The sequence below is a fragment of the Acidisarcina polymorpha genome (genome assembly GCF_003330725.1).
Lineage (GTDB): Bacteria > Acidobacteriota > Terriglobia > Terriglobales > Acidobacteriaceae > Acidisarcina > Acidisarcina polymorpha.
The window spans coordinates 6,528,781-6,555,073 of the sequence record NZ_CP030840.1; the positions used below are offsets into that span (position 1 = coordinate 6,528,781).

The following is a 26,293-nucleotide window of genomic DNA, read 5'->3' on the forward strand; positions in this document are numbered from 1 at the left end:
CTTCTATTTTCTCATGCGACCCGCGCCGGACTCTGGCGGTAAGCGACTCTCTAGCGACAAGTCAATCGAGGCTGCCAGCTGCCGGGTAACCGCCGTCTCGTCCCTCAATTCCAACTTCAGCGCCGCAACGTGGACCGGGGCGATCTCCTCGAGCACCGCCAGCATCGCTCGATTCAGCTTCACTGCATCTTTTTCAGTGATGACAAACGCCTCGGCGCGTACCTGTTTTGCTACTCTCGCAATCTCCGCCATGTCCTCACCCTGATAGTCATGATGGTCAGGAAAAGTGATGGTCAACTCGAGATTGACGTCTAGGGCGTTGAGGGAGGAGAAGAATTCTTCTGGCCGTGCAATGCCGCAGAAAGCCACGACTCGTTGCAGAGACCCCGCCATGTTCTTGGGAAGCGCGAGCGACCTTTGCATCAACCACACCGGGGCGGCGATGCCAAGACGTCGAAGCTCGGCTTCGAAGGCTGCATCTTCCTCGCGCAGCACCACGAAATGCGCGCGTTGTAGAGCGCCCAGAGGCTCCCGCAGCCGTCCCGCGGGCAGCAGCCGTTCCGCAAAGTCACTCCGGTGCAGCACCACAATGTCGACATTGCGCGCCAGCTGACGATGCTGAAATCCGTCGTCTAAGAGATGAAGATGATCTCCTGCGACGAAGCGGACCGCCCCCTCTCGATCGCTATCGTTCTGCTCAAGATGCGGCCGCTTGTGGCGCTCACTCGACTGGTCCTCTCTCGCGGCATCAGATTCGGCAATTAATCCGGCCTCATACCGGCTTGCTCCCACAAACACCGGGCATCCGGTCCGGCGGGCAATGAGCAGCGGCTCGTCGCCGAACCGCCCCGCGTCTCCTGTTGGATCAACCTGTTGCGCCTTGCTCGACCTGCGTCCGTATCCGCGGGAAAGTACATCGACGACGACATGTTCGGCTGAAAGTAGCTCCGCCAGACGAATGGTGAGCGGCGTCTTTCCCGAGCCACCCACCGAGAGGTTGCCGACACTGATCACCGGCCATCGCAGCCGATGCGCTTTGAGCCATCGTCGCTGATAGGCCTCATTCTTGGCCGCAACGGCAGCCCCATAAACCGGTGCAAGCGGAGCCAACCAGCCAAGCTTCAACTTTCGCCTTTCGTCATTTTCGCTCTCCTGTCATTTGCAGCACAGCCAGGAGCGCGCTCACGGCGCGGTCGGTTGCGCCCGCCTGCGCAGCAAAGACCTCGCCTCCCCGGGCGCCCATCGCCGTTAACGAAGCAGGATTTTCCAGGACATCCATAATGTACGCACTCACCGCCACGGGATTGACAATGCTGATTGCGTGTCGCGCTCGTAGCTTGTCGACGATCTCGCGAAAGTTCTCATAGTGCGGGCCCATCAGAATCGGCACGCCGAACTGCGCGGGTTCGAGCGGATTATGGCCTCCCGCTGGAACCAGGCTTCCACCCACAAACGCCACCTTCGCCACGCCATACACAGAAGCCAGCTCTCCGATCGAATCCAGCAACAGAATAGAGCCCGGAGCCAATTCCTGGCTGCCGCGGGTCATCCACTGCGATCGCGATTCCCAGGATATCCCGCTCTGCTCCAACAACTCCGCGACCGCAGCAAAGCGCTCCGGATGACGAGGCGCGAGCAACATTCGCAGTTCCGGATGGCGGGCAATGAGGACCGGCCAGGCTTGTAGCAATAACTGCTCTTCCCCTTCAAGCGTGCTTCCACAGACGAACAATTCTGCGCCGGCCGGCAACGCCGCCCGAAGCGCAACCGCGACGGGCGCATCCGCGACCGCTCGAACGTCGTACTTCAAGTTGCCGCCATACCGAACACGCTCCGCCGGAGCTCCAATCCTTTGAAGCCGCAATACGTCCTCCTCACTCTGAGCGAGGACCAACGACAACTGGGCGAGAATTCGCCGCCAAAGTAATCGAAGTCGCAGATATTTAGGATAAGAGCGGTTAGAGATTCTCGCATTCACGACCGCTACCGGGATGTGGCTCCTACGGCATTCCCACAACATGCGCGGCCAAAACTCCGTCTCCGCGAGCACCAACAGCTGCGGCTTCAAAGCACGCAGGTACGGCCGCACCGCAAAGGCAAAATCCAGCGGATAGTAGAAAACGTCGCCGGTGCCAAATCGCTCCCGCGCCAGCGACTGCCCGGTCTTTGTGGTCGTCGACACTACGATCCGGTATCCGGCAGCGCGCCTTCGAAGCTCCCGAACCAGCCCACTCACGGCGATGGCCTCGCCCACCGAGACCGCATGGATCCAGATGACAGGTCGCGTATCGCCGGCTGAAAGCAGCCTCGCCGGAACTCTGCCCAGCCGCTCGCGCAATCCATCGCGATATTTGTCTGTCGTGGCCAGCTTCCAAAGCCACCATGGTGCGCTGATCCCCAACACCACCAGCCACGCGAAGCTGTAAAGAACCATCAGCAGATGTTTCACTCCAAAAAAATCGTGCGCATATCTTGAAACAGGAACGCTCGCTCGCGAATCCCGCTTTGCGAAAGTCTTAATCGAAGATGATAATCGTCCCCGTGACCCGTCGTTTTCTGAAGCTCTTTCTTGTTAGCAGCTTTTTTCTCCTCGGCCTCGAGCTCGCGACCGCCGAGCATGCTCCGCCGCCGGCTACCGCCGCCTCAACCTACCCCGCCTTCGACGCGCACGCTGAGGAACACGTCACCATTGCCGCCGACCCGTACAACACGAAAGATAAGGCAAGTTGCTTCCGCCTCGACTACTTGAAACTTGGCTTTCTGCCGATCCGAATCATCGTCACTAACGACGGAGACAAGCCCATCAGCCTTGAGCAGGCGCGCATCAATTTCATCACCGCCGATGGCGGCAAAATCGCTGCCGCAGAACCCGATGACGTGGAGCGCCGCGCAACCAATCTCAAGAATCCGTCGAACGGCGTCAGACTTCCGATTCCTGGACTGACCGGCAAACCCAAGTCCAAAGATCCCAAGATCGAGGCCGACTTCCATGAGTTCGAATACCAGGCTATCGTGGTCGAGCCCCACACCACGCGCGCCGGATTCCTCTTCTACGACATCGACGGGCTGAATAATCCGCTCAAAGGCGCCAAGCTCTATCTGCGACGCCTCCAGTCCGCGGACGGAAAGGACCTGTTCTACTTCGAAATCCCTTTCGACAAATATTTAGCAGGGTCTGCCGAAACCAAGAAGTCCAACTGAGGGTGTCCTTCTAGACGCCTCTCTCTTTCGGACGCCTTTCCCTTTTCAAACGCCTTTTTTGGACGGCTCCCAGACGAATTTGTGGATTTGCAAACTGAGCCTGGCCTCAACTCCGTCCGCCATCATCCACTCCACCAGGATTCGGGGATCAAGCAGGCAATTCTCTGCGGTCCGCACCGGCGACGGAGTTTTGGTGAAAGCAGGCGAGAACAACACCGAGCCGACTCTCTGCTCCAACTCCTGGGCCCGCACAAACTGCAGCGCGAATTCATAGTCGCTCCGGTCGCTGATGACGAACTTCACCTCGTCCCGGTTGGTCAGGGCGGAGAGGTTTTCCATGCGAAATGTCCCGCCCTCCCCCGATCCGGGGCACTTCACATCCACAATCTTGTGGACCTCTTCGGGTACACTCTGCAGCGGACGTTCCCCGCTGGTCTCGATCATCAGCTCATACCCTGCAGCCAGGAGCCGTTGCATGAGCGGAACCAGCTCCCGCTGTTGCAGCATCGGCTCCCCGCCGGTGAACTCCACCAGCCGTACCGGCGCCAGCTTCTCCACCTCTGCCACTACTTCATCCTCGGTGAGCTTATAACCGCCTTTAAAGGTGTATTCCGAATCGCACCATGAGCAGCGCAGATTGCAACCGGCCAGACGGACGAAGATGCACGGCCGTCCGGCGAAGCTGGACTCTCCTTGAACAGATTTATAGATTTCGATGAGATACAAAGTGATCCTACTCGTAGTATTTCGCGAAGCTGGTATCGGTCTCGTACACCGTGCAGTCCTTCACCCGCACCCGGCCTTTGGTCATCTCCGCCAGCTGACGATTCGTCTCCTCGAAGAAATATCGCGCAAGATTCTCAGCAGAAGGATTGATCTCCGTGAAGGGCTCCAGATCGTTGATCATCTGGTGGTCGAGCCGGTCGACCACCGGGCGCATCACGTGCTTGAGGTCCTTGAAATCCAGGAGCAATCCGGCATGATCGAGAGTTGCGCCTTGCAACGTGACCAACACCTTGTAATTATGCCCATGCGGGTTCTCGCACTTACCTTTGTAGTTGCGCAGGTAATGTCCGGAGGAAAAGCCCGCCTCTACTGTGACCTCGTACATGCCACTCCTTGCAGGGAAGTTACTAGTCAGAATCAGCTGGATTGCGAGCGTCGAGATCGAAGCAACCACTCGATCTTCGAAGAAAGATTCGCCCGGAGTGGAGCACTTTTCGCAATTGCCGTGAAAGTGTCCTTAGCCCGCGTGAGCGGCCCCGATCCTTTTCTATTGTAACTTTTCTGTGTGAGCTCGCGCCCAAGGCAGGAAACGGGCAAAAAAGAGCGCCTTTGCCGGATAAGCCAAAGGCGCTTCGCTCGCTACTGCAAACTTTTTATTCCGGTCCTTCGGGGCCGCCGTGTCCCGGTCCTCCGGCGGCCATGCGTTCGGCACGCGCCGCCTTCAACTTTGTCCATTGGTCGGGGGTTAACACCTGCCGGACCGACAACAGCATTCGCGCATTGGCTTTTTCCAACTCTGCCCGGGCCTGGGCGACCTTATCAATCTGCGCCAGAATCTTCCCCTCGTCAGGAGCATCGGCTGAGATCAGCGGATCCAGAATCGCCTCTTCCTTTTGGAGAGATGCATGCAAATCGATCAGTTTCAAACGGCTCTGCTGAAAGATGTCGTCCATCTTCTGCTTCTGGTCATTCCCTAGATTCAGGTCCTTCGCTACCTCGGGATTGTCCCACCACCGACCCATCGGCCCGTGCCCCGGGCCTCCATGGCCGTGAAAGGCCCGCTCCATGGGGGGCCGATTCGCTTGCATGGGAGGCGGCGGAGCGCCGCTATCCTGTGCCCGAGCAACCCCCCCCCAGCATCCCGCCAGCATCACCACGGCAGCTAACAACATCCGCCTCGTCCGCGTCCCGCTCCGCATTGTTTCAGTCCTGCAATGTTCGTTCATCTCTGTCCTGTTAATCGGGAATGCTTTCTTTCGCCTGACCCGCGTGGGCCCTCGGAGTGGATTTTCCAGGCGATCTCCTGGGCATAGTCCCTGCACTTGAATCCACTACCCCTGCACTTGACTTCCCTAGGCTTGAACTCCCTGCACTTGACTCCCACGACACCAGGTCGGTCAATGGGGCCAATGCATCCGGTACCGCTTCTGAGACCTCTTGATCCACCTGCTCCATCAGGACCGTATCGGAGGGCGCTGCAAGACCAGCCTGGAGCGGTGCGGAGGCCGGGTGAAATGCCGCCGGCGACACCAGCAGAGCAGCTAACACGGCAAGCGCAAATGCCAGACTGAGTGCCGGCGCCCAATTCATGAAACTCAACCGCTCGCGCACCGTAAGCGAAGTCTCGGTCTCCCGGATCGGCTTACTCTCCTGAGCCTCGCTCCAGTCCATCACTGCAGTCCGGAATGCAACCAGAGGCTCCTTGATCCCGGCCAGCTGCGCTTGACAGTTCCGGCATTGCCGCAGATGTTCCTCCGCCTCGAGCCACGACCCTTCCACCAATAATCTTGAGATCTCGTTCGAGGTAAGATGCTTCTCCATCCTCGACATATCTAATGTCATTGCGCATCCTCCTTTCCCGCCAAAACCCGTGTCCTGACGGTATTCAGCGCTCGGTAAAGATGAGACTTCACCGTACTTTCCTTCATGCCCATTACTGCCGCGATTTCGAGAAGCTCCATCTCTTCGACAAACCGGAGGACGAACACCTCGCGCTGCATCTTTGATAACTTTTCCACCGCCGCCCAGACGGATTTTAATCGCTCCCGCGCCAGCAGTCCGGTCTCGGCCGAGGCGCTCGGATGGGCCAGAAATTCAGTAACTTCGGCCACGTCGATCGCGGAGCTCTGGGCTCGTTTCCAGAACTGAAACTGCTTACTCCGCGCGTAGTCCCGGACCAGATTCACCGCGATCTGCATAAGCCAGGTGCTGAGACTGCACTCGCCGCGAAAGCTCTCCCGCGCCCGGTAAGCTTTCAAAAAGCACTCTTGCGTGATGGTCTCCGCTGCGTCCCGGTCCCGCACCGCAAACATGGCATACCGAAGAATGCGGCCCCGGTAGATCCGCATGACTCCTTCAATATCGTCGAGTCCAAGCGTTGCCTTGACCTCGACAGACGAGTCGGCCCTCACTGCCATCTGGTTTACAGCGGCGTAACTCATTCTTCTATGTAGACGACGTCTTGGCTTCGGAGTCTACATCCCGCCGCAAAATCCTTGAGCAGCCACTGCCCGCAGTCGCTAAATTGCATAAGGTTGCGCAAATTCACACCAGGTTCATCCGCCAGTAACAATGGCAACCATCCACCAAAAGGGCTGAGTGATCGAGGCTCCCCAGTTTCTAGACCCAGAGGAATAATCGTGGCCACTTCTTCAGCAACTGCCGACTTCCAGGCTATGGATGATGCGAAACCGTCCGCTACTCATTGGAAGATCATGTGGATCTCCGGAATGGGATTCTTTACTGATGCCTATGACCTCTTCATCATCGGCGTCGTCATGGCCATCCTCAAGAAACAATGGCATGTCTCTCACCTGGATGAAAGCCTGGTCGAATCCACAGCCTTGCTCGCCTCGGCCATAGGTGCGTTGCTCTTCGGCCGGGTGGCCGATATGCTCGGCCGCAAGCGCATCTACGGCGTCGAAGTATTGGTCCTCGCTGCCGGAGCCATCGCCTGCGCCTTCTCGCCCAATATTTACTGGCTGATCGCGCTCCGTTTCATCCTCGGTATCGGAATTGGTGGGGATTACCCGGTCAGCGCGACCATCATGAGTGAATACGCTGGGAAGAGCTCACGGGGCATGCTCGTATCGCTGGTCTTTGCCATGCAGGCCGCCGGGCTGATCGTCGGTCCGTTATTCGCTTCGGCTCTGCTGGCAACGCCCCTCTCGCAGAATATTATCTGGCGCATTCTGGTAGGCTTTGGCGCCGTGCCTGCCCTGGCCGTCTACTGGCAGCGCCGCGGCATGAAAGAATCGCCGCGCTACCTCAAGGCTGCAGGCAAGAAGGAAGATGGCTCCGATGAAAAAAGCGGCCCGGGCAACAAGAATACTTCAGGCGATGAAGAATCTCCGAAGGCAAAAAGCGACTTCTCGAGCGGCTTCAGCTCGCTCTTCGGAGATCCCAAGTTGAGGATTCGCCTGATTGGCGCCAGCCTCGCCTGGTTCCTGATGGACTTTGCCTATTACGGGAACACGGTCTCTAGCCCGCTCGTGTTGGGCGCGCTGGGAGGAAATGACTCGCTGATCAAGAAGACCCTCACTCAGTTAGGCATCTTCGCTGTTTTTGCCGCGCCTGGATATGCAATTGCGGCGTTGACCATGGACAAGCTTGGGCGGAAATTTATCCAGAACCTGGGATTCTTCATGATGGCTGCCGCGTTTTCCGCAATGGCTTTTGTGCCGGGCCTGGAGAAAAAGGCTGTACCGTTCCTGATCATCTACGGGATCAGCTTCTTCTTCACCGAATTCGGCCCCAACTCGACGACCTTTGTTTATCCCTCAGAGATCTTTCCCGTCGAACAACGCACCACCGGGCACGGCATCGCCTCCGCCATGGGCAAGTTGGGCGGCTTTGTGGGGGTCTTCCTCTTTCCCATCTTCATGCACTGGAAAGGTTTGCTCGCGGCTGAATCGGCAGCGGCAACCGTGTGTGTGCTTGGTCTGATTGTCACTTCCACGATGCTGCCGGAGACCAAGGGCAAGAGTCTGGAAGAGCTCAGCGAGCCGAGCAGCAAATCTGCCTGAAGACGGATCCCGAAGACGAACAATGACAGTAGCGTTCCGTGCTCACTCGTGGCGAGGTAAAGTACCTGGCCATGCAATCGCCTCGAATTTGCCATCGGCTCCGCGCGACAATGTCGGAGAGTACTGGCCCAGGAGCTGCCGGCGCCACCAGTTTCCCGTCGTCCCCTTCTCTCGGATTGAAGTAAACCAGTACTGCCAAAGGACCGCGCGCACATAGCGTGGAGGGGTCTGAGCAAATGGATTACTTCTGAAGAGCTCCAGGACATCGGGATCGTTGTCAAGCAGCCTCTCCTGGGTAAGCGGAACGATCTGGTTCTGCTCCCAGTCGCCAAGCGAGGCGAACCATAGATTCCAATCGAAGCGCGGCTGGTACGGGGCATAGATACGCGGCCGCTCATTAAGCGCCTGGGGCTTATAGCGGAAGGGATATTCGATCCAGCTCAGGTTGTCGTCTGAGCCTTGAAATTCGATCTCGTAGCGCCCGCGTGTCATCACCGCGAAGAGCCCGTATTGGTTAGAAATGCGGAATGGGTCCAATGCGCGAATGGGCGTGTCCGGCAGCGAAACCGTGCGGAACGGCATGTTAATCAACTCCGCAGTGGTGTTATACGCAATCCATCCCAATACGACTGCGCTCAGGGCAACCCGCAGCGCCTTGAAGTGGGCCCCGACGCTACGACTGGGCTCTCCCAAATGGTCGTCTGGATCTGCCTGGATGGGGACAGAAACGATGGAAGCAAGAACCTTCTTTAGCGGAGCTGGAAGCCAGCGGCGGCAGATCCCGCGAGCGCAGCGCTGCAGAATCCGGTTGTCCAGCAGGAGGAAACCTAGCGCCAGTACCAGATAGTTCAAAAACGCATAGTTGCCAGTGAGAATGACACCCAACTCCCATGGAGTCACAATCAGAAAGCAAACCAGGCGGCCCCGCTTCGAGAAAAAGAGCAGGAGCACCACCCCCAGCTCGAGGAAGAGCGTCCCGCCCGTCATGAACGCATGGAACCAGTGCGGCAGGTGTTCCACCCACCAGCCGATCCAGGTCGGCAGCGGGCTGTTCTGGTAGTACTCGTCCATGGCGGTAAAGTCGCGCCATTGTCGGTCCCCGCTGAGCAACTTGACTAATCCCGACTCGAAGTAGATCCGGAACCACTCCCATAACAACAAGAACAAACTCGCTCGCGCTGGTGGATGGCTCCAAGCCCAACCAGGCCGAAGTCCAGGCGGAGCAAAAAAGCAGGTCAGGAATCCGGCCTCCAGCAACATGCCGTCGGATTGGTAGCTCGAAAAATCGCCGGCGGCGGCAACAAAGGACAGAAAACAAACAAAGCAGATGAAGAAGCACAACCGCGGCCAAAGGTTTAGGAATGCCAGGATCGATGCCAGCAGGCCGATCCACATTGTCGCCATCAGCCAGTGCGAGTTGGTTGAAAGCCAAAACAGCGTCGGCGCATACCAATAGCGCAGAGGGCCCATCATCCGTGCGACTTCCGAGAGATACCGTTGAGCCGGCAGGATGCCCTGAGGTCCAATCAAACCCTTGATCTGATAGAGCAGCGAGAAGAAAGCTGAGAAATAAATTCCAGCGAGAGCACGCAGGAAAATCCAGCGCCCAATCAGGCAGTGGCGGGGCCCGTTGCTGGAATCGAAGAGCCAACCCGCCACTTGCCCGGACCGCTCCATGCCAGTTGGACATGCCTCCCATCGAAAGAGTTGTTTGCTAAACGATCTCTCGCACGCCCGGTAGCCGCACCAACGGATCCGAGAACAGCCAGCATGCGGCGCAAGCCAGCGCCCCAACCACGCCGAACTTGAGCAGCGCGGGCGCAGCCCAGCGGTGAAGCAACAACGCAATTCCCACCAAGATGGGCGGATGGATGATATAGACCGCGTATGCGCGGCGATTCAGCCAGTTCCAGAAAGGCGATGGCCGATTCATCCGTTCCCGGAAAACGAGCAGCCAGGCCGCAATCAGACCCCAGGCTACGAAAGGCTCCCAGAAAGCATAAAGGATCGCAGTCCAGGAGAAACCTCCGGAAAAATTGGAATTTCCTCGACCGTTCACGGATTGCGCTATAACAATGCCAATGGGCAGGCAGGGCCACGCCAGGATCGCAGCTACGACCCAGGGGCGTACGTCTTTCCAACTTAGCTGCTTGAGCCAGTCCTGACGCCAGGCGGCAATTCCGACTGCAAAAAGGAAGATGTATCCCGCGAAATACCCGAGTTGCAGGCCAAAGATATTGACCCCTACGGGAACAAACCGGCGAATCGCAAGTGCAGCAATCGCGGTCGCCAGCGCGCTCGCCAGCCACCAGCGGGAGCCTGGAACCGGCTTCGGAACGCGTTGTTTTCCGGAAGAAGATGGTCCCGCGGCCAATCGCCAGCCGCAGTACGCCAAGCTAAAAATCAGCAACGCTTCAGCAAACCAGAGTGGACCGTTGATGACGCGACGGTGCCGAAAGAGATAGACGATGGTCGGCCAGAAGCCGTGGCCCTGCGCCCAGGTGACTATCGCCGCTGTGGCCGGCCCAAGAATGAGAATAAAAGCAAGAAGCGGCAAACCCAGGCGCAAGAAGCGGTCCGCGATAAATCGCCGGTAGCCCTTCCGATCCAAGGAGCCAGGCGTGAAAAAGCCGGCCAGGAGGAAGAAGAATCCCATGAAATACGCCTGATTGGTGGCGCAGAACAGAGTAAACAACAAGCTCGATGGCGCGCCGGATGGCTCGATCTCGCGCCAGAACCATCCCCCAGGGCCGCCGTAGGTGATCGCCGTATGATGCAGAATTACCAGCGCGGTCATCACGCTTCGCAGACGGTCGATATAGAAGTCCCGCTGTGCCATCGGCTGCAACATGAGCCATGATAGCCGCGAGGTCCGGGAAATGGCTTCCGGAAAGTTACCGGGCAAGTCGCACAATTCAACCTGATATGGATTGGCTTGCAGGAATCCGGCACCCCGGTCAGCCGGATCCGGCGCATCACTGGTAAGCTGGACTAGCGATAAATAAAGGTTTGCAATGATCAAAGGCATCACCCTCGTACGGCCGGCCGTTACTTCCGAGGCGATCGACGAGTTAACGAGTTTTTTTTCTGCCCTCGGCTTTGAGCCCGGCCGTGGATGGCAACTGGACGGCAGTCGTGGCGTTCCATTCCTGGCCCCTCTAGGAAACGTCGAATTCGTGGAAGGCCAGCTGCCTGCCACGCCTGAAATCCTGATCGAAGTTACCGGGCTGGAATCCATCTATCAGGTAGCCAAAGGCTGGCTGGCGGATCGAACCAACGAACCCAAGCTGACCGAAATCATCGAAACTTCCTGGAAGTCCCGATCCTTTAACGTGGAACCCGTTCCCGGTCACAGCTTCGCATTCTGGGAGTGGTCGGAGCCTCTGCGCGGGAAGCCCATTGCCATTGAAGGCGACCTTTCCGCGGCGGGAATGAGTTTCGCGATCGTCGTCGCGCGCTGGAATGCAGTGATTACCGATCGGCTGCTCGAAGGCTCACTCGATGCGCTGCATCGCAGTGGCGCAGCCAAATCCGACATTGAGATTGTCCGCGTTCCCGGCGCCTGGGAAGTCCCCTCCGCCGCCCGCGCGCTCGCAGAGTCTGGAGAATATGACGCGATCATCACTCTAGCGTGTCTCATCCGCGGCGAGACTGCCCACTACGAAGCCATTTACAACGAGGTCTCGCGCGGCATCGGTCAATCCCAACAAGAGACCGGAGTTCCACACGCCTTTGGCGTATTGACTTGCGAGACGCTCGAGCAGGCGTTGAATCGCGCTGGCATCAAGGCCGGCAATAAGGGATTTGAATCGGCCATCGCCGCAATTGAGATGGTGTCGATCCACCGCAAGCTGAAGCCATCCGAGGCAGCCAAGTGAGTTCCTCAGGCAAACGCCGCAAGTCCAGAGAACTCGCCATGCAAATGCTCTTTCAGGGAGACATCGGCAAGCAAACGCCGGAACAAGTGCAGCATTCCTTCTGGGATGCGCGCTCCGATGCCGATCTCGATCCCGACACTCGCGGCTTCGCCGAAGACATCTTCCGAGTTGCGAGCGTCCGTGAAGCAGAGATCGATTCATTGATTGAGCAGCATTCCGCGAATTGGAGGTTGACAAGGATGCCGGCGGTCGACCGGAACGTGCTGCGCGCCGCCGTGGCAGAGATGCTCGGCTTCCCGGCGACTCCAGCCCCGATCATTATCAATGAGTCTCTTGAGGTGGCTCGGCGCTACTCCGCCCCCGAGTCCATCAACTTTCTCAACGGAGTGCTCGACGCGATCGCCAAATCTCGCGTTAAAAGCAGCTAAGCGCTGGTAGATTTGAATCTCGCGTCGCGAAGTAAGGTGTTTCATGAGCTTCCAAAATCTCCTCTTTGACATCCGTGAACCGCTGGCGATCCTCACCCTCAATCGTCCCAAGGTGCACAATGCGTTGAATCATGCCCTTTTTACAGAGCTTGAAAATGCTTTCACTGAACTCGCTGCCAGCGAGAGCATCCGCGCAATCCTGATCACCGGTGCGGGAGAAAAAGCCTTTGCTGCCGGAGCCGACATCCAGGAACTGGCGCAGCTCTCCGCCATGGGAGGTCAACAGCTCGCAGCCCGTGGCCAGCGCATCTTCGACTTGATCGAAAACTGTGGCAAGCCGGTAATCGCTTGCATCAATGGCTTCGCTCTTGGGGGCGGCTGCGAACTTGCATTGGCCTGCACCCTTCGCCTCGCGAGTGAGACAGCCAGGCTGGGACAGCCCGAAGTGAAGCTTGGCCTGTTGCCCGGCTATGGTGGTTCGCAGCGGCTTCCGCGTCTGATCGGCAAGGGAGCGGCGCTCAAACTCCTGCTTACCGGAGAGAGCGTGACCGCCGCAGAGGCTTACCGCCTCGGCTTGGTCGATGAGGTTCTCCCGCCCGGCGAATTGCTTCCTCGCGCCGAACAATTGGCTCTCTCCATCGCCGCCAACGCGCCGCTTGCCCTGCGCCATACCTTGGCCGCCGTGCACGGCGGATTTGATCTCCCGCTCCGTCAAGCATTGGAGCTGGAAGCGTCGCTTTTTGGACTCTGTTGCGCGACCGAAGACAAAGCCGAGGGTACCCGCGCCTTTCTCGAAAAACGCACTGCAGTCTGGAAGAACCGCTAGGATGAGTAGCCCTTGGCCGGCTGCGGTGGCTGATGAGGTGCGCAGCGCATCCAGCGAAGAACCCTCGCGCGGCCAGTTCGGGCACTGGCTTGATATGCTTGGCGATGTGCGACAGGGCCTACACACATCGACCATAGCCGGATTTGTGCTCGCGGGGATCATCGCAGGATGCTCGAAGCCCACTGCTCCACCTGACGATGCTGCCGCTGCGGCGCACCAACAGGCGCAATCCGCGCAGCAAGCGAAAGAAACCGCCCGCCTCGAGATTGATCAAATTCCGCCTCCGGCGAAGAGCCGTTATCTTGCAGTGCATACCCGGGAGAGCTGGGCCAATCCGTTTCTGACCGTAGGCCGCGATTCCATTCGGGTGCGGGTGATCCTGCCCGACCCCAACCCCGGCGCCTACGGAACCGGCACCATGCTCCGGCCCGCCGATGCCCGGAAGCAGGAACTCGATGTCCGGCTTGGAGATCTGCCGAACGCGCTCTCCGCGGTGCCATCCGGCGCCTGGCCCTATGGACGAGTCGTCGCTCTCGAAGAAACCCCGGTAACCACCCGGGCCGATCGCCCCCAGGTGCGGCGCAACATCGAAGCGACCATCCAGATCTTGAATGACCTGGGCGTCGTGGTCGATGAATGGACTGGCCCCGGTGGCAGCTTGCTGCGCTAAGCCAGGAGCGCCTTGCTTCTCTGAAGGAAAGCGCTAAGGCGTATAAGCCGAAGCACCAGGTCTGAAGACGAGCAATGGAGAGTTATGTGTCAGAGATCGTCTCTCCTGCATTCTCCGGAAAACGCGGAGAGACGAGACGCTCCACATTCGCGTCCGTCTACTTCTGCGCCATCGGCGATTGGGCTGCTACCATCTTTTCGTGACAACCACTTCGGCAGCCTTCACCATTCTGAAGCAATCGCACCATGCTCATGAGGCCTTCACAGACTCTCACCAACTCGAGCTGCTTCTTAAGCGGGCAGTACGGGGCGAAGTGCGTTTCGATGATGGTTCGCGAGCGCTGTACGCGACCGACGCGTCCAACTACCGGCAGGTTCCTATTGGACTCGTTGTGCCACGCGATGCAGCCGACGTCGAAGCCACGGTCGCCGCGTGCCGGGCAGTCGGCGCACCCATTCTCGCTCGAGGCGGAGGCACGAGCCTCGCTGGCCAATGCTGCAATGTCGCAGTGGTCATCGATTTCTCGAAGTACCTGAACCAGATAGTGGAGCTGGACCCGGCAGCGAAGCTTGCTAGTGTCCAACCAGGAATCGTCCTCGACCGCGTCCGTGACGCCGCCGAGTTGCATCAACTCACGTTTGCACCCGACCCCGCGACTCACAGCCGGTGCACCATCGGCGGCATGATCGGCAATAACTCCTGCGGAGTGCACGGCCTGCTCGGTGGGAAGACCGTCGACAATATCGAGTCTCTCGACGTGCTTCTTTACGACGGAACCCGCCTCACTGTTGGGGCAACCGGCGAGGAGGAGCTTCATTCGATCGTGGCAGCCGGCGGCCGGCGCGGCCAGATCTATTCGCAACTAGCCAAGTTGCGCAATCGGTATGGGTCGCTCATCCGCCAGCGCTTTCCGCCCATCCCCAGGCGAGTCTCTGGCTATAACCTGGATGACCTGCTGCCCGAGAATGGCTTTCATATCGCTCGTTCTCTGGTCGGTAGCGAAGGCACCTGTGTCACCGTCCTCGGCGCAAACCTCCGCCTCACCGATTCACCACCGCATCGAAGGCTCGTGGCTCTTGGATTTCCAGATCCATTTATCGCCGCCGACCATGTGCCGTTAGTGCTTGAACACAAGCCGATCGGTCTGGAAGGTTTCGACGGCATGCTGGTCGATTTCATGCTGCGGAAGAAGCTGGCCGTCGACGACGTAGTCTTGCTGCCTTCCGGCATGGGGCACCTGCTGGTCGAGCTGGGCGCATGGTCGGCCGAAGAAGTCGAAGGACAGGTCGCAGCCCTGATGAGCGCGACCCGGCAAATGCCAGTCATCCCCACCGCCCGGGCCTATTCGCCCGACGAAGCACGCCGTGTCTGGCATGTGCGCGAGTCGGCGTTAGGTGCAACTGTCTACGTTCCCGGGGAGCCCCACGGCTGGGAAGGCTGGGAGGATGCTGCCGTGCCGCCCGCGCAGCTCGGGCGCTACCTCCGGGAGATCTTTGGCCTTATGCAGAAGTATGGCTATCGGAGCCCGATGTATGGTCATTTCGGACAAGGCTGCGTCCATTTGCGGATCAACTTCGATCTGGAGAGTGAAGCCGGCATTTTCAAGTTCCGGGAATTCCTCGATCGCGCCGCCGACATCGTGCTGGCCCATGGAGGTTCTCTTTCCGGCGAACATGGCGATGGTCAGGCGCGGGCCGCCTTGCTGCCAAAAATGTTCGGCCCCGAACTCATGCAGGCGTTCCGCGAGTTCAAGGCCATCTGGGACCCTGATAACAAGATGAATCCCGGAAAGCTGGTCGATCCTGTCGCTGTCTATGAGCCGCAGGAAAATCTTAGACTCGGCGCCGGGTATCACTCGCATGACCGCGAAACCTATTTCCGTTTTCCGGACGACGATGGCTCGCTCTCGCTGGCCACGCTGCGCTGTGTCGGGGTCGGTGCATGTCGCAAGCAGGATGCCGGCACGATGTGTCCCAGCTATATGGCGACCCGCGAAGAACGCCACTCCACCCGCGGGCGTGCCCATCTGCTCTGGGAAGTGCTCGAAGGCAACATCCTCAAGGATGGATGGAAAAACGAAGAAGTGCGGGAGGCCCTCGACCTCTGCCTTTCCTGCAAAGCCTGCAAATCCGAGTGCCCGGTCAACGTGGATGTAGCGACTTACAAGTCAGAATTTCTAGCCCATTATTACCAGGGACGCTTTCACCCGCTGCGAGACTATCTCTTCGGGTTCATGGATCGGTGGGCCGCATTAGCAGCAGTGCTGCCGGGAGTCACACCGCGGCTCGCGAATTTCACAATGCAGGCTCCTATCGTTGGCAGCCTGATCAAGCAGATTGGAGGCATCGCCCAACAGCGCACCCTGCCGAAGTTTGCCTCCTCCAGCTTTCAAAGCACAACCGCGAAAAGACGCGCCGGCGAGCAGAATCTGCCCAAGGTAATGCTGTGGCCGGACACCTGGAACAACAATTTTTATCCGCCTGCGTTAAGGGCCGCACAGCAGGTTCTCACCGCTGCAGGCTTCGACGTGGAGGTGCCGCGAGGACATATTTGCTGTGGGCGGCCGCTCTATGATTTCGGCTTTCTGAGTCAAGCGCGGCGCTATCTCATCAACGTGATGGCTGCACTTCGGCGCCAGATAGATGATGGCACACCGATCGTTGTTCTCGAACCAAGCTGCGCGAGCGTCTTTCGGGATGAGCTGGCAAATCTTTTCCCCTCGGATGAAAGGGCCACGCGTCTCCGCGAACAAGTTTTTCTGTTGAGCGAATTCCTGGTCCGCCATGCACCAGGCTTTACGCCACCCCAGACGCCTGAGAGGAGCTTGCTGGTCCACGGCCATTGCCACAACAAGTCGATCATGAAGATGGGAGACGAACTCTCTCTCTTACGAGCGACGGGATCGAAGGTGGAATACCTCGACTCCGGGTGCTGCGGCATGGCCGGCCCATTCGGCTTTGAGAAGGAGAAGTACTCAGTTTCTCAAACCCTTGGCGAACGCGTACTCATGCCGGCAGTCCGGAGTGCCGACCTGCGCACTTTCATCGTGAGTGATGGATTCAGTTGCAGAGAACAGATCGCCCAGAACTCAACCCGGCGGGCGATCCACTTCGCCGAGGCGATCTGTCCAACTCAGCAAGCGGCGAGGCACGACCGATAGCTAGAACTTGTTCCGAAAGACCTTTTGATTGATATCAGGCCAGAACTCTTTGGCGATGTTGGAGATGCCATCAATCCCGATCTGCGTCACCCACTTCTGTCCCGTCTTTGTCCACGTCCGGTCATGGCTGGGGTACCACGCATTCGACAATCCCGCGGCAGCGCCTGCCCCGACAATCTCGGACAAGTTGACGGTCTCATTAGCATTGTCAGTTCGGGTAATCCCAAGTCGGCTAAATGAATAGACAAGCCGCTTCCCGAATCCCCCCCGCCCGAGCGTGTAATATCGTGGGTCTTCCCGAGTCGCAACCGGCACGATGAATTCGGCGAAAGCATTCTCATTCACCGAGTCGGCAAAGCTATGCCAGTAGTACCGGCCGTAGCCCGCCGCCCCTTGATGGAACTCGGGATAGGACTTCTGCGCCTGCGCGATACCAGCCACGATGCCTACATAAATGAAGGACGAGTAGTCAAAACTATCCTGAAAGGCGAGCTTGAACTTCTGGCCGGGAGTCAGCGGAGGCAGCTTGGCGTCGACCGACACGGAACGAAAATTCGGGACGATAAAGAGAATACGCTTGGTCTGCTGGCCAGTGTTGGCCTCCGCGACCTTCTGGTCGCTGGCTTGGACCTGAGGTGTTGTCGCTGCCTGGGGAGCATCTGGTAAGTCCATCTCGTTTGTGGTGGTCGACGCGATCTCGGTACCCGTCTGTGCAGATGCGGGCGAAGCCGGGAACGTCAGAACGCAGCTTAGAAAAAAAGTAAACGCTGCTACTCGAAGAGCCATCCTATTATTCATATAGGCCTTAGACTCAGCAAGAGGGTTTCCGGTTCCTCAAAATCAAAGATTATGCCGGTTTATCGGCCGAGAAATCGCCTTAACGCCTCCAGCCCGCTTGTAATCGCATCCATCGAGATTCCGTAACCGAACCGCAGATGCCCCTCTCCCTGAGCGCCGAAGACGGTGCCGGGTATGGTAGCGACATGCGCCTGTTCCAGCAGGATCTCCGCGGCCTTGCGGCTCTGCTTATGGATCGATTGGACACGCGGAAAGGCGTAGAACGCGCCCTGCGGGAGTTCGCACTCCAGTCCCAGATCATTCAGGCCGGCGACCAGCAGATCGCGCCGTTCTTTATATTCCACACGCCGCTGCTCGAAGTAGCTCTCAGGGAGAGAAAGCGCCTCAAGCGCCGCCCACTGAGAAGGAGTGGACACGCCGTTCACTGAATAAAGCACTAATTTTCTGAGGCCGGTGATGAACGGCTCTTTGGCCGTCAGGTAGCCCAACCTCCAGCCCGTCATGCCGAAGCTTTTCGAAAACGTGTAAGTTGAGATCGTTCTCTCCGCCATTCCCGGCAGGCTGCCGATCGAGAAATGCTCGCCATCATAGACCAGGTCTTCGTATGCCTCATCCGCGATGACAATCAGGTCACGCTCCCGGGCAAAGGCGGCAACCTCCTCGGCCTCTTCCCTGCTGAACACAATGCCCGCGGGATTCTGAGGAGTGTTGTAGTAGATCGCGCGCGTATGCGGAGACGCCATCTTCTCAAGTGTCGCCGACAACCCGTTGCGCCTGGCGCTCGCTGTCGGCACCAGCAAGGGCCGCGCCAGTGCGCCGTTAATCATCTCGCGAATCGGGGTCCAGAACGGAGAAAACAGCAGTACATCATCGCCGGGGTCCAATACCGCTTGAAAGGCCGAGTAAAGCGCATGGGCTCCGCCGCTGGTGATCAGAACATCTTCGACATTCGCATCAAGATGATTCTTCGCCCTTAGCTTCTTCGCCAGCGCGGCGCGCAGCGGATCGATACCCGACGAAGGAGCATACCTGGTCTTGTTCTCGACCAAGGCACGCATCATCGCATATTTCACCGCGTCGGGTGTCTCAAAGAACGGCTCCCCGCCGTGAAACGCGTGGATGACCTCGCCTGTGCTGCGCAACTCCAGTACGCGATTCCGTACCCGGACGATGTCCGAAAAGCCAACTTCTTCCAGACGTTTCGCGACCCTCAATCCACCCTTGTTGCCTGCCATCCGAGGATGCTCCTTCAGCCAGCTCGTTTAATCACGCCAGTGGCTTCTCATGTTCATTGGCAAGTGGCAGTCTACGTTGCCTCGGAAGCGGATGCAATTTTAGGGTTGTACGCGATGAAGCACGGCGCGAAGGCTGCGCGTCCGGAGGAGCGCGTCGCTTTGGTCTTCATTTCCTGGTAACGATGCTCTATTCTCATGAAAATGCGCGCCGCGACGATTTGGCTTTGCCTTGGGATCTTATGGATGATCGATGCAGGCTTTGCCTTCCGCCGGCACGATTTACGCCAGGCTCTCGTTGCGGCTGTAGTGGCGGGCTGCTTTTTGATCACCAGCCTGTACTTTGCAGCACGGGGTAAGCAGCGAAGAGGCTGACTTCAAGCTGGTAAAGCTCCCGTATAGACTGCCATTCCCGCAACCGCGTCGACTTGGATCGCAGCCAGCGCTTCGATCTCCGCCATCTCACGGATTCCTCCAGCGACAATCAACTGCCGTTCCGTCAGCTCTCGCAAATTCCTGGCAACGGCGAAGGGAAAGCCTTGCATGGTCCCTTCCTTGTCGATGTGAGTGTAAAGGAAGGCGCCGCAGTAAGGCTCCAGCTCGTTGATCGCATCTTCCGGCGTCAGCTGCACCTGCTCCTTCCATCCCTTCACCGCAATCTTTCCCCGTTTGGTATCGATCCCGCAGACAATCCGTTCTTCGCCCACTGCGTGGCTCAATGCGCGCGCGAATTCAGTGTCAACCAGACTGCTTTGCCCCGAAGCACTGTCGGCATGCGAACGAAAGAGCGCAGAACCGACGATAACTCGCTTGGCGCCGCCCTGCAAAACTTCCAGGGCCTTCTGCACGCTCGATATTCCTCCACCGACCTGACACGGAAGCCGCTGCGAAATCCTTTCGATCAGCCCACGATTGTCCCCCTGGCGCATCGCCGCATCGAGATCGATGAGTTGCACCAGGGGATACTCCGCAAAGCGCTCGACCCAGTAATCAAAATCATCGAAAGCCAACTCCAGCTTTTCACCTTGAACAAGCTGCACGATCCGGCCGCCCATAAGATCGATCGAAGGAATCAGCACGGCAGCCTCACTGGAATTCCATGGGTAGCCAATTCGGTCTTCAACTCGCGCGCGCTTGATACCCCGAAATGGAAGATGCTGGCAGCTAAGGCTGCATCCGCGCGTCCTCCATCGAAGACCTCGGCGAAGTGGGCGGCGGTGCCTGCGCCGCCTGAAGCAATCACTGGAATCGAAACTGATTCGCTCACCATTGCGGTCAATTCGCAGTCAAAACCGTTCCGCATACCATCTGCATCCATTGAAGTAAGAAGGATCTCCCCGGCCCCTCGAGATTCCGCTTCACGCGCCCAATCCAGGACGCGCAGGCCTGTATTTTTCCGTCCGCCGGCGATGAAAACCTCTGCGCCTCGGACCGGATCGGCCCCGTCTGCGGCGCGCCGTGCGTCGATGGCAACGATGACCGCCTGAGCACCGAAGCTGCGGCCAATCTCCTCGATCAACTCCGGACGCGCCACCGCGGCAGAGTTGATGCTGATCTTATCCGCTCCCGCATCGAAGACCGCCGCTGCATCACGCAACTCGCGAATTCCCCCGCCCACCGTGAACGGAATAAATAGCCCTCGCGAAGCTCGCCTGACCGTCTCGATCAATGTGCCGCGCTCCTCGTGGGTCGCGGTGATGTCGAGCAGCACGATCTCGTCGGCGCCCGCTTCAGCATGAGCAACAGCAAGCGCAGCAGGATCGCCGGCATCGATAAGGTCCACAAACTGGATTCCCTTCACGACCCTCCCGTCTTTGACATCGAGGCACGCGATGATTCGCTTCGTTAACATCCGCTCACAATTCCAGGAAGTTTTTCAAGATCGTTAAACCAGCCTTACCGGATTTCTCAGGGTGAAATTGAACGCCCATGATATTGCCTGCCTCGACGGCGGCCGTGAATGGGCCTCCATAATTTGTAACAGCCACGGCATCTTCCTGCTGGCCGGCACGGTAAGAATGGGTAAAGTAAACATACGAGCCATCCGCCACTCCGGCCATCAGCCTCGATTGAGGACGCACCGAAAGCGAATTCCATCCGACATGCGGCACTTTCTCCGCAGTAACAAAGCGTTCGCAATGACCGCGGAGAAAGCCTCCGCCCGAAACTCCCGGCGCTTCGGTACTGCCTTCAAAGAGCCACTGCAATCCAACGCAAATGCCGAGGAAAGGAACACCATCCGCGATCCTGGAGCGCATGGCCGCGGTCAGTCCGCGGTCCGACAAAAATTGCGTCGCCGCGAAGTGGCCGACCCCCGGCAAAATGATCTTGGAGGCCTTCGCGACAACTTCAGGATCGGAAGTCACCTCCGGGGTCGCGCCCAGCGCAGTGACTGCCTTCACCACGGACGCGAGATTCCCGGCACGGTAGTCGACGATCGTCACGTTACTGGTGTTCGTCCGGATCATAACAACCCTTTGGTGCTCGGAAGCATATCGCCGAGTTGCTTATCGTGCGAACACGCGACTCGCAGCGCGCGTCCGAAAGCCTTGAAGAGCGCCTCGATTTTGTGATGGCTGGATCGTCCATACATGATCTTCAAGTGAACATTGGCGCGCGCTCCCTGTGCAAAGCCGTCGAAGAAGTCATCGACCAGCTCGCTTTGAAGATCCCCGACCAGCCTCGTCTTCACCCTGGTTTTCACGACCGACGCAATCCTGCCGCTCAAGTCGACAGCAGCAATGCCGAGGGTCTCATCCATGGGCATCAGAAAATAGCCAGCGCGCAAAATACCTTTCTTGTCCCCCAGGGCCTGATCGAATGCCTTACCTAGGGTGATGCCGACATCTTCAACGGTGTGATGTTGATCAACGTCCAGGTCGCCGTTGCACGTCAACGAAAGGTCGAACGCGCCGTGGCGGGTAAATAATTCAAGCATGTGATCGAAGAACCGAATGCCGGTATGAATGTCGTAGCGACCCTGCCCCTCGATCGTTAGGGCCAGAGTAATCTTCGTCTCGTTGGTATCCCGTTGGAGGGCTGCTGTGCGTTTGGAAACTGCAACCAGTTCCTCCGTCGAGGTCTTCTCTGCCGTCATGTGGTTGCGTCCTTCTCTTGCTGGGCCGTCGCATTCCAGCCGATCTCATCAAGGGATTCGATAAGCGCCTCAACGGCCGTCATCATCTGTGCGCCCGTCCCAACCGTGATCCGGACACAGCCATTACAACCCGGGTCGCTCGAACGGTCTCGCAGAAGAATTCCTCTCTGCCGCATCTGATCGACAAACTGCGCGTGCTTTGCACCGATCTTCACCAGCACGAAATTGGCCTCGCTCGTCCAATAGGGGACCTTCAATGCTTCCAACGCGGAAAAGAGCTCCGCACGTGCCGACAGGACCTCGCGAACATACCAGTCGAGATACTCCTTGTCGTCGAGTGCCGCGGGAAGGCAGGCCAAGGCAAGCGAGTTGACGCTATAAGGGGATGTTACTCGTCGCAGCCACCGCACACTCTCAACATCCCCGGCTAACATACCGATTCTCAATCCAGCTAAGCCATAGGCTTTCGAAAAGGTACGTGCCAGCAACAAGTTTGGGAAGCGTCCAATGAGATCGGCAACCGTGTTTCCAAAGAAGTGAAAATACGCTTCATCGACTAGTACAGCCGCCTGAGGCGCGTGCTCCACAATCTTCAGTATTTGCTCGCGAGTCGCCGTCTTGCCGGTTGGACTGTTTGGATTGGCAATGGCGATCAGCTTGGTTGCCGGTGTTACAGCGTTCAAGAGCCGCTCAAGGGGAAACTCAAAGTCGGCCGCAGCCTGCACCCCAACGACCTTGGCCTCGGTTGCCGATGCATAGACCTCATACATGGAGTAAGTCGGAATCGGCAAAAGTATCTCATCGCCGGCATCGAGGTAGGTCTCGCATAGGACATGAATCGCCTCGTCGACGCCATTGGTGAGCAGCACTTGTTCCGCGGCGAGCCCCAGATGTTCCGCCACCAGCCGCTCCACTGGTTCACGCTCCGGATACCGGGTCAGGTCGGAGGAACCGATCTCTCGCAATACCCTCAAGACCGCCGGCGAACACTCGAGTGTGTTCTCGTTGAAGTCGAGACGAAGCCCATTTCGATTGCCCAGCGGAGGATGATATTCCTTCATGCGGAGCACCGCCGCGCGCGGCTTAGGCGAAGTTGTCAGAGTAGACTCAGGCACCTGCTGACCTCCGTGATGAAGAGGTCTTACCTCTACCGATACTCCGCGAGCGAATAGCGTCAGCGTGACCATCAAGCCCCTCAGCCTCCGCAATTGCAATTGCAGAAGGGCCCAGCGACTTGAGCGCCGACCGGTTGTAGCTTTGTACCGTGATCAGTTTGATGAAGTCCATTACGCTCAGGCCGCCCCGCACGCGAGCTAGACCTCCAGTGGGGAGCGTATGGTTGGGCCCGGAAATATAGTCCCCCATGGGTTGGGTTGAGTAATCCCCGACGAAGACCGAGCCGGCATTGCGCACCCACGAAAGGTCCGCCTGGCTGTCCACAGTCAGATGTTCCGGAGCCAATCGATTGGTAATCGTTCGCGCCTCATCGAGAGAACCGGTGAGAAAGACGAAGCCGCGGGTATGGAGCGATTCCTTAGCGACCGGGTTCGATTTCGCGCGAGTTTTCACCTCATGGATGACCTCCGCCGCCAAAGAGGGCTGCGTGGTGACTAGAACGGCAAGCGCATGGGGATCATGTTCCGCCTGTGCGACCAGGTCAGCCGCAATGTACGCGGCATTCCCTTTATCGCTCGTCACCACGATCTCGGTCGGACCCGCAAGCATGTCGATCGCGCAGTCGAAGGCCACCAATCTCTTCGCAGTGGTTACGTACAGGTTTCCCGGCCCGACGATCTTATCCACGCGTGCGATCGTCTCCGTGCCATACGCCAGGACTGCGATGGCCTGCGCGCCTCCCATCTGGTAGAAGCAGTCGACCCCCAGCAGATGAGCCGCGGCAAGAGTCTCGCGAGCGGGATTTGGCGAGGCCACCACGATCCGCTCTACTCCCGCCACTTGTGCCGGAATCACCGTCATCAAAAGCGACGACGGTAGCGGATGGCGCCCGCTAGGGACATAGCAGCCGACGGCATCAATTGGACGAACAAGTTGTCCGGTGCTAAGCCCGGGTATTGGAGCGAGGCTCCACTTCCCCGGTAGCTGCCTCTCGGCAAAAGCTCGAATATTTTTCGCCGCTGTTTGAAGAGCACCGCGCACTGCTTCCGGCGTCTCGTTCCAGGCAAGCTGCATCTCGTCCGGCATGATTTGCAACTGCGACTGTGGCGAGACCCCGTCGAGTTGGGCGACCAGCCTGCGCAGCGCTCTGTCGCCGCTCTTGCGCACTTGACCAATGATCTTGCGCACCACCGGAGCAACCGACTCCGCGCTCGACTCCTGGCGTCCTTCCAGCGCCAGCAGAACGCGCTGCGCCTCGGCCTTCCCCCGTCCAGTTGTCCTGACCAGCTTCATTACAAAACGACCTTGTTTAAAGGATATTCAACGATACCAGTTGCGCCCGCCGCCTTGAGCTTCGGAATGACGACACGGACCACGTCTTCCTGGAGGATCGTGTTCACCGCAACCCAATCCGCATTCGAGAGCGTCGATATCGTTGGCGAGTTCAGGGCGGGAAGCACCGATATCACGGCGGCAAGATTTGCCTGTTGCACGTTCAGCATGAGTCCGACATGACCCTGAGCGGCGATCGCCGCATTCAGCATCAAGGCGAGACTGTCGACCTTCTCGCGCTTCCACTGATCCTGGTAGGCGGCCTTGTTGGCTATCAGGTGAGTTTCGCTCTCCATGACCGTATCGATAATGCGCAGCCGGTTCGCTTTCAAGGAGCTCCCGGTTTCGGTCACTTCAACGATCGCATCGGCAAGCGTCGGCGGCTTGACTTCTGTAGCTCCCCAGCTAAACTCGACCTTCACTGATACATTCTTGCTGGCGAAGTATCGCTTCGTCACTTCAACTAATTCGGTGGCGATCGTCAACCCGTCGAGGTCTTCAGCACGCTGATAAGTTGAGTCTTCGGGAACAGCGAGCACCCACCTTACCTTGCGATTGCTCTGCTTGGCATAGGTCAGGCTCGTGGCGCTGACGACGTCCAGCCCGCTCTCAACCACCCAATCGATCCCAGTCAACCCGGCATCAAGCACGCCATGCTCGACATAGCGCGCCATCTCCTGCGCGCGAATCAGCATGCACTCAATATCGTCATCATCGATCGAAGGGAAATAGGAACGGCCATTTGCATAGATATTCCAGCCGGCGCGCCCAAAAAGCGCAATCGTCGCATCCTGCAGGCTTCCTTTCGGGATGCCAAGTCTTAGCTTGCCGCTCATGCCTGCACCTCTGCTTGCTGTTCATCGCGGCTGACCCGAATCGGACGAGTGAAACAACTGACCGTGCCCTCGTGACAGACCAGGCCATCCCCCTCGACCTCCACGCGGAAGAGCAGCGTGTCCCGGTCGCAATCGGTCGACGCATCGACCACCCGGAGACGGTTGCCGCTGGTCTCTCCCTTCATCCACAGCTTTTTGCGCGTCCTGCTCCAGAAAGTAACAAATCCAGTCTCTAAGGTTTTCGCGTAGCTAATCTCATTGAGGAAGCCGACCATCAGCACCTCCAGTGTTTTCGCATCCTGCACGATCGCAGGAACTAGTCCGTCCATCTTTGCAAAATCGATGCAATTCGGTTCTATCGTCGTCGCTGTCATCGTCCATCCACTTCATTTTGGGAATGAAAAAGCCCGCCTTCGCTTTCGCGCCGGCGGGCTTTTACTGATCTCTTGGTTTGGGCTTATTCGTGCCCGGAAGAGTCCGCCGGCATGTTCGTCACATGGTGATGGAGAGAATGACGATGATGTGCGCGAATCTGCATCCTGTAGAAAACCTACAATGCGGCTCCATCATTGTCAAACGCCAGCTACAGAATCATCGCAAGCTACCGAAGATTGTCGCAAGGTCGAAAGTCATTCAATCTTCACGGCAAACTGTAGACCGTAGTTAGCAAGCTGTGGTGGGATGCTGTCTGGGGAATTCCCCACCTAGAGGATTCACAATGGCACACGAAGCGCACAAGAAAGCAGCAGAGCATCATACCGCCGCCGCAGAGCACCACAGCAAGGCGGCTGAACACCACGAGGCGGGCAACCACGAGCAGGGACATGAACACTCTGCCAAGGCGCACGAGCACTCGAGCGAAGCCCACAAGCACTCCACCGACGCGCACGCAAAATCCTCTGCCCACGCCGGGAAATAGCCCTCTCTAGATGAGTCGGCCCATGCGAACGAAATTCGCATGGGCCACC

Annotated in this window: 27 protein-coding genes; 8 read left to right on the forward strand and 19 right to left on the reverse strand. The window is 58.2% G+C overall.

What is annotated here, in order from left to right:
- Positions 1–3: 3 nt before the first annotated feature.
- Positions 4–1,110, reverse strand: coding sequence for a tetraacyldisaccharide 4'-kinase (lpxK, locus tag ACPOL_RS27820; RefSeq protein WP_236657083.1), 1,107 nt, complete (start codon positions 1,108–1,110; stop codon positions 4–6).
- Positions 1,111–1,138: 28 nt separating this feature from the next.
- The gene (locus tag ACPOL_RS27825; protein WP_236657084.1) at positions 1,139–2,449 is read right to left on the reverse strand and encodes a 3-deoxy-D-manno-octulosonic acid transferase; all 1,311 of its coding nucleotides are present in this window, start codon (positions 2,447–2,449) and stop codon (positions 1,139–1,141) included.
- A 77-nt stretch (positions 2,450–2,526) separates the two neighbouring features.
- Here ACPOL_RS27825 and ACPOL_RS27830 point away from each other — a divergent pair, with 77 nt between their 5' ends.
- A complete protein-coding gene (locus tag ACPOL_RS27830) occupies positions 2,527–3,201 on the forward strand; it encodes a hypothetical protein (protein ID WP_114209937.1) in 675 nt (224 codons plus the stop codon).
- Positions 3,202–3,246: 45 nt separating this feature from the next.
- Here ACPOL_RS27830 and ACPOL_RS27835 read toward each other — a convergent pair whose 3' ends face one another.
- The 5 genes from ACPOL_RS27835 to ACPOL_RS27855 all read right to left on the reverse strand — a co-directional run bounded on the left by ACPOL_RS27835 (position 3,247) and on the right by ACPOL_RS27855 (position 6,368).
- Entirely contained in the window at positions 3,247–3,927 is a 681-nt protein-coding gene (locus tag ACPOL_RS27835) for a 7-carboxy-7-deazaguanine synthase QueE (protein WP_114209938.1), read from the reverse strand.
- A gap of 7 nt (positions 3,928–3,934) precedes the next feature.
- Entirely contained in the window at positions 3,935–4,312 is a 378-nt protein-coding gene (gene queD / locus ACPOL_RS27840) for a 6-carboxytetrahydropterin synthase QueD (RefSeq protein WP_114209939.1), read from the reverse strand.
- A 268-nt stretch (positions 4,313–4,580) separates the two neighbouring features.
- Entirely contained in the window at positions 4,581–5,099 is a 519-nt protein-coding gene (locus ACPOL_RS27845; protein ID WP_161557599.1) for a Spy/CpxP family protein refolding chaperone, read from the reverse strand.
- Between the two features lie 64 nt (positions 5,100–5,163).
- A complete protein-coding gene (locus tag ACPOL_RS27850; protein ID WP_114209943.1) occupies positions 5,164–5,769 on the reverse strand; it encodes a hypothetical protein in 606 nt (201 codons plus the stop codon).
- Entirely contained in the window at positions 5,766–6,368 is a 603-nt protein-coding gene (locus tag ACPOL_RS27855) for an RNA polymerase sigma factor (RefSeq protein WP_236657085.1), read from the reverse strand. The genes ACPOL_RS27850 and ACPOL_RS27855 overlap by 4 nt, the downstream gene beginning before the upstream one ends.
- 198 nt (positions 6,369–6,566) lie before the next feature.
- Here ACPOL_RS27855 and ACPOL_RS27865 point away from each other — a divergent pair, with 198 nt between their 5' ends.
- Complete coding sequence (locus tag ACPOL_RS27865) at positions 6,567–7,952, forward strand: MFS transporter (RefSeq protein WP_114209947.1); 1,386 nt, start codon at positions 6,567–6,569, stop codon at positions 7,950–7,952.
- A gap of 42 nt (positions 7,953–7,994) precedes the next feature.
- On the opposite strand, the gene ACPOL_RS27870 is transcribed toward ACPOL_RS27865, so the two are convergent.
- Both ACPOL_RS27870 and ACPOL_RS27875 read right to left on the reverse strand, forming a co-directional pair.
- Positions 7,995–9,629, reverse strand: coding sequence for a lipase maturation factor family protein (locus ACPOL_RS27870; RefSeq protein ID WP_114209949.1), 1,635 nt, complete (start codon positions 9,627–9,629; stop codon positions 7,995–7,997).
- Positions 9,630–9,666: 37 nt separating this feature from the next.
- A complete protein-coding gene (locus ACPOL_RS27875) occupies positions 9,667–10,980 on the reverse strand; it encodes an acyltransferase family protein (protein ID WP_114209951.1) in 1,314 nt (437 codons plus the stop codon).
- Between ACPOL_RS27875 and ribH the strand changes: the two genes are divergently transcribed.
- The 5 genes from ribH (at position 10,967) to ACPOL_RS27900 (ending at position 16,914) form a co-directional block, all read left to right on the forward strand.
- Positions 10,967–11,830 (forward strand): 6,7-dimethyl-8-ribityllumazine synthase, encoded by an 864-nt coding sequence (ribH, locus tag ACPOL_RS27880; protein WP_114209954.1) that lies wholly within the window; start codon positions 10,967–10,969, stop codon positions 11,828–11,830. The genes ACPOL_RS27875 and ribH overlap by 14 nt on opposite strands.
- Positions 11,827–12,258 (forward strand): transcription antitermination factor NusB, encoded by a 432-nt coding sequence (gene nusB, locus ACPOL_RS27885; protein WP_114209956.1) that lies wholly within the window; start codon positions 11,827–11,829, stop codon positions 12,256–12,258. Before ribH ends, nusB begins: the two co-directional genes overlap by 4 nt.
- Before the next feature lie 43 nt (positions 12,259–12,301).
- Complete coding sequence (locus ACPOL_RS27890; protein ID WP_114209959.1) at positions 12,302–13,084, forward strand: enoyl-CoA hydratase/isomerase family protein; 783 nt, start codon at positions 12,302–12,304, stop codon at positions 13,082–13,084.
- 1 nt (position 13,085) lies between these two features.
- Positions 13,086–13,754 (forward strand): hypothetical protein, encoded by a 669-nt coding sequence (locus ACPOL_RS27895; protein ID WP_114209961.1) that lies wholly within the window; start codon positions 13,086–13,088, stop codon positions 13,752–13,754.
- Positions 13,755–13,953: 199 nt separating this feature from the next.
- Positions 13,954–16,914 carry an FAD-binding and (Fe-S)-binding domain-containing protein gene (locus tag ACPOL_RS27900; protein ID WP_114209964.1) on the forward strand — a complete coding sequence of 987 codons (2,961 nt, stop codon included), beginning with the start codon at positions 13,954–13,956 and terminating at the stop codon, positions 16,912–16,914.
- On the opposite strand, the gene ACPOL_RS27905 is transcribed toward ACPOL_RS27900, so the two are convergent.
- The 10 genes from ACPOL_RS27905 to hisI all read right to left on the reverse strand — a co-directional run bounded on the left by ACPOL_RS27905 (position 16,915) and on the right by hisI (position 25,699).
- Positions 16,915–17,700, reverse strand: coding sequence for a hypothetical protein (locus tag ACPOL_RS27905; protein WP_114209966.1), 786 nt, complete (start codon positions 17,698–17,700; stop codon positions 16,915–16,917).
- 71 nt (positions 17,701–17,771) lie between these two features.
- Positions 17,772–18,947 (reverse strand): pyridoxal phosphate-dependent aminotransferase, encoded by a 1,176-nt coding sequence (locus ACPOL_RS27910; RefSeq protein ID WP_114209968.1) that lies wholly within the window; start codon positions 18,945–18,947, stop codon positions 17,772–17,774.
- Between the two features lie 374 nt (positions 18,948–19,321).
- Positions 19,322–20,023, reverse strand: a complete 702-nt coding sequence (locus ACPOL_RS27915) for a 1-(5-phosphoribosyl)-5-[(5-phosphoribosylamino)methylideneamino]imidazole-4-carboxamide isomerase (protein ID WP_114209970.1) — start codon at positions 20,021–20,023, stop codon at positions 19,322–19,324.
- Positions 20,017–20,796, reverse strand: coding sequence for an imidazole glycerol phosphate synthase subunit HisF (hisF, locus tag ACPOL_RS27920; protein ID WP_114209972.1), 780 nt, complete (start codon positions 20,794–20,796; stop codon positions 20,017–20,019). The genes ACPOL_RS27915 and hisF overlap by 7 nt, the downstream gene beginning before the upstream one ends.
- Before the next feature lie 4 nt (positions 20,797–20,800).
- Positions 20,801–21,412, reverse strand: coding sequence for an imidazole glycerol phosphate synthase subunit HisH (gene hisH / locus ACPOL_RS27925; RefSeq protein WP_114209975.1), 612 nt, complete (start codon positions 21,410–21,412; stop codon positions 20,801–20,803).
- On the reverse strand, positions 21,409–22,041 hold the full coding sequence (gene hisB / locus ACPOL_RS27930; RefSeq protein WP_114209978.1) for an imidazoleglycerol-phosphate dehydratase HisB: 633 nt from the start codon (positions 22,039–22,041) through the stop codon (positions 21,409–21,411). The genes hisH and hisB overlap by 4 nt, the downstream gene beginning before the upstream one ends.
- Entirely contained in the window at positions 22,038–23,156 is a 1,119-nt protein-coding gene (hisC, locus tag ACPOL_RS27935) for a histidinol-phosphate transaminase (RefSeq protein ID WP_236657087.1), read from the reverse strand. The genes hisB and hisC overlap by 4 nt, the downstream gene beginning before the upstream one ends.
- Positions 23,149–24,450 carry a histidinol dehydrogenase gene (hisD, locus tag ACPOL_RS27940; RefSeq protein ID WP_114209984.1) on the reverse strand — a complete coding sequence of 434 codons (1,302 nt, stop codon included), beginning with the start codon at positions 24,448–24,450 and terminating at the stop codon, positions 23,149–23,151. Before hisD ends, hisC begins: the two co-directional genes overlap by 8 nt.
- Positions 24,450–25,325, reverse strand: coding sequence for an ATP phosphoribosyltransferase (gene hisG / locus ACPOL_RS27945; RefSeq protein WP_114209986.1), 876 nt, complete (start codon positions 25,323–25,325; stop codon positions 24,450–24,452). Before hisG ends, hisD begins: the two co-directional genes overlap by 1 nt.
- Positions 25,322–25,699: a phosphoribosyl-AMP cyclohydrolase gene (hisI, locus tag ACPOL_RS27950; protein WP_114209990.1), complete on the reverse strand. Its 378-nt coding sequence runs from the start codon at positions 25,697–25,699 to the stop codon at positions 25,322–25,324. The genes hisG and hisI overlap by 4 nt, the downstream gene beginning before the upstream one ends.
- 344 nt (positions 25,700–26,043) lie before the next feature.
- On the opposite strand from hisI, the gene ACPOL_RS27955 reads away from it, so the two are divergent.
- Positions 26,044–26,244 carry a hypothetical protein gene (locus tag ACPOL_RS27955; protein ID WP_114209993.1) on the forward strand — a complete coding sequence of 67 codons (201 nt, stop codon included), beginning with the start codon at positions 26,044–26,046 and terminating at the stop codon, positions 26,242–26,244.
- Positions 26,245–26,293 lie beyond the last annotated feature (49 nt).